Genomic DNA, 3,078 nt, shown 5'->3' with positions numbered 1-3,078 from the left:
ACACCTGCACCCTGGACCCGGCACCCTGCACCCTGCACCCGGCACCCTGCACCCTGCACCCTGCACCCTGCATCAACCGGCCGGGAACGGGCTGGTTTCATATGTCCAGCAGCCAAAGCCGCCGGTCAGCGACAGGAGATTGCCGAAGCCGTGCATGGCCAGCAGCCGGTGGCTCACATAGGAGCGCAGCCCCACGGCGCAGTAGAGGATTGTCTGCTGCCGCGGGTCAAGTTCGCTGAGCCGTTCGCGCAGTTCGTCCAGGGGGATATGCAGGGCCCCGGGAATGATCCCGGTCTTTTCCAACTCCCGCCTGGTCCGCACATCGACCAGCACGAAATTTTCGTTGTTAATGATTTTTCTGTTCAATTCAGCGGGGGTGATCGGCTGCCAGTCACCGGCCTTGAAGTTCTGGGCCACGGCGCCTGACACGATGACCGGGTCCCGGGCCGAGGAAAAGGGCGGCGCATAGGCCAGATCGAGATGGATCAACTCCTCCTGGTTCATCCGGTTGTAGATGGCAGTGGAAAAGACGTCGATCCGTTTGTCAACCCCTGCCTCGCCGATGATCTGGGCCCCGAGCAGCCGGCCGGAATCCTGGTCGGCCACGGTCTTGATGGTCAGCGGCCGGGCGCCCGGATAGTAGCCGGCATGGTGGTCGGCCACCAGATAGGTGACAAAGGGGGCAAACCCCTCGGCCAGGGCCTCCTGTTCCGACAACCCGGTCTTGGCCACGGTTTTGTCAAAGACCTTGACAATGACGGTGGCGGTGAACCCCTTGACCGCGATCTCCCGGCCCATGGCATTGGCGCCCGCGGCCCGGCCCTGCTTGTTGGCCACCGAGCCCATGGGCAGGAGCATCGGCCGGCCGGTGACCTGGTTGATGCTCTCCACGCAGTCGCCGGCCGCAAAGATATCCGCCACGCTGGTCCGCATCTGTTCGTCAACCTTGACCCCGCCCCGGTCGCCCAGTTCGATCCCGGCGTCCCGGGCCAGCCGGGTATCGGGCCTGATGCCGACCGACATGATGATCAGGTCGGCGGGCAGTTCCTTACCCGTATCGGTCCGCACCACCTCCTGGCCGTTATTATCGACAATCGCGGTCATCTTTTCCGAGAGATAAAATCGGATTCCCTTGTCCCGGGCATGGCGGCAAACCAGCTCAGCCATCTCCTGGTCGAGAAAGCCGAGGATCCGGGGCATGAACTCCACCACCGACACCTGGATATCGAGCAGGGCCAGGTTCTCGGCCACCTCCATGCCGATCAGGCCGGCGCCGATGATCACTGCTTTTTTGGGCTTCATCTCCTGGAGCAGGCCGTGGATCCGGTCCGTATCCTCCAGGGTCTTCAGGGTATGGACAATGGGCCTGTCCGCCCCGGGGACCGGCGGGATGACCGGCGTACCGCCCGGGGCCAGGACCAGCTTGTCATAGGACTCGCTGAACTCGGTGTTGGTGGCAAGCTCCCTGACCGTCACACTGCGGGTCTGGGGATCGATGTTAATGACCTCATGGCCGGTGCGGACATCGACGTTGAACCGTTTCTTGAAAAAAGAGGCGGTGACCACCTGGAGCTTTTTTCGTTTCTTGATCACCCCGGAGAGGTAATAGGGCATGCCGCAGGTGGCGTAGGAGATATCCGCCCCCTTTTCAAAGATGATGATTTCCGCATCTTCATTACAGCGGCGCGCCTTGGCCGCGGCCGATGCCCCGGCGGCAACCCCGCCGATAATAACAAGTTTTGGTGCGCTCATTTTTAATAATCCCTCCTGGGCTGGAGTAAACCGCGGCTGGGAACAAGGCCAACGGTTTGTGGTCAAGGCTGGTTTCCGGAAAACAACAACAAGTTTATTTACCAGACATCCGGCCCCAAGTCGATTGAGCAATATTTTTTTTACCTCTCACTTTTGTCGGTCTCGCAACAACCCGCTCGACGGACGTGATTCGTCTTGTAACTTGTTGATTTTATTGGGTGGCATTTGAAGCCTTTCGGGTTGTTACGAGTTCATCACTTTTCACTTTGTAATAACCGGCTCGTACTCTTGGCCGGGGATATGCTAAACTGTGGGTTTAAGCGTGAAGTGATGGAACGGGCGCGACGCAGCCCGGCGGAACAAGGCAGGGTATGGAAATGAGTAACGACATGGTGCGGGAATCGATTCGCCGCCTTGTAACCGGCTGCGGCGATTCCGTGGGTCTTTCCGGGATGGCGCCCGGCGCCTCGGTGGTGGACCTGGGCTGCGGCGCCGGTGCTGATACAGTCACGGCGGCCCGCCAGGTGGGACAACAGGGCCGGGTGTTCGGGATTGACATTGACCCGGCGATGATCGACCGGGCCCGGCGGGCCGCGGCCGCGGCCGGGCTGACCGAGCGGTCCGCCTTCAGGGTCGCTGATATCGAGGTCACGCCCCATCCCAGGACCTACGCCGATATCCTGATATCGAACTGCGTGGTTAACCTCTGTACTGACAAGGACCAGGTCTTTCGCAACGTCTTCCGGATCATGCGGCCCGGTGCTCTGCTGGTCTTCTCGGTTCTGGTGAATAATAACGACGAGCCAGAGGCAGGTCTCGGGCCGGAAGGGGAGTATCCCATGCTCCTGGCCCGGATGAGCTTCACCGATATCCGGGTCCTGGCCCGGCAGCCCCTGACCGTTGAGCAGAGCGCAACCTTTTTGGGCCGGCCGACCGATCACCCGGCCACCGTGGTGGTGTTCACCGCCCTGAAGCCGCCATTAAACTGCTGAGCATGAGACTGCGCCGGCGGGACCGGCGCTCTTGATTATCTGATATCAAAGGGAAAGGAAAAAGAATTTTGAACCGCAGAGTACGCAGAGGACCGCAGAGGAAGGTTTTTTGAAATAACTTTACCCTGCGCACCTCTGCGACCTCCGCGGTAAAGTTGTTTTTACTTCGATATTCGATCTTCATCATTCTCCCTTTCCATCCCCCTGCCCGCTATTTCCGCCGCAGCGTATCGATGAGCCGGGGCAGTTGCTCCACCGCATAAAGCGGCAGGGAGAGGAGGGAAAATTGCACCTTCTTGTTGCCGTTGGCGGTCCGGATGGTATGGCTGACCTG

2 protein-coding genes are annotated in these 3,078 nt (G+C 60.2%); one reads left to right on the top strand and one right to left on the bottom strand.

Annotated features, from left to right (window positions below; genetic code table 11):
* Positions 1-72 precede the first annotated feature (72 nt).
* Positions 73-1,752 (bottom strand): FAD-dependent oxidoreductase, encoded by a 1,680-nt coding sequence (locus L3J03_12255; GenBank protein MCF6291753.1) that lies wholly within the window; start codon positions 1,750-1,752, stop codon positions 73-75.
* A gap of 377 nt (positions 1,753-2,129) precedes the next feature.
* Here L3J03_12255 and L3J03_12250 point away from each other — a divergent pair, with 377 nt between their 5' ends.
* Positions 2,130-2,744 carry a methyltransferase domain-containing protein gene (locus tag L3J03_12250; protein MCF6291752.1) on the top strand — a complete coding sequence of 205 codons (615 nt, stop codon included), beginning with the start codon at positions 2,130-2,132 and terminating at the stop codon, positions 2,742-2,744.
* Positions 2,745-3,078 lie beyond the last annotated feature (334 nt).

The organism is Desulfobacterales bacterium (genome assembly GCA_021647905.1).
Lineage (GTDB): Bacteria > Desulfobacterota > Desulfobulbia > Desulfobulbales > BM004 > JAKITW01.
The sequence above is the reverse complement of the archived record's forward strand: the minus strand, read 5'-3'. Positions and strand labels throughout refer to the sequence as shown.

Coding starts and splice junctions, on each gene's coding strand:
- L3J03_12255 (MCF6291753.1), bottom strand. CDS start 1,752: ATGAGCGCACCAAAACTTGTTATTATCGGCGGGGTTGCCGCCGGGGCA.
- L3J03_12250 (MCF6291752.1), top strand. CDS start 2,130: ATGAGTAACGACATGGTGCGGGAATCGATTCGCCGCCTTGTAACCGGC.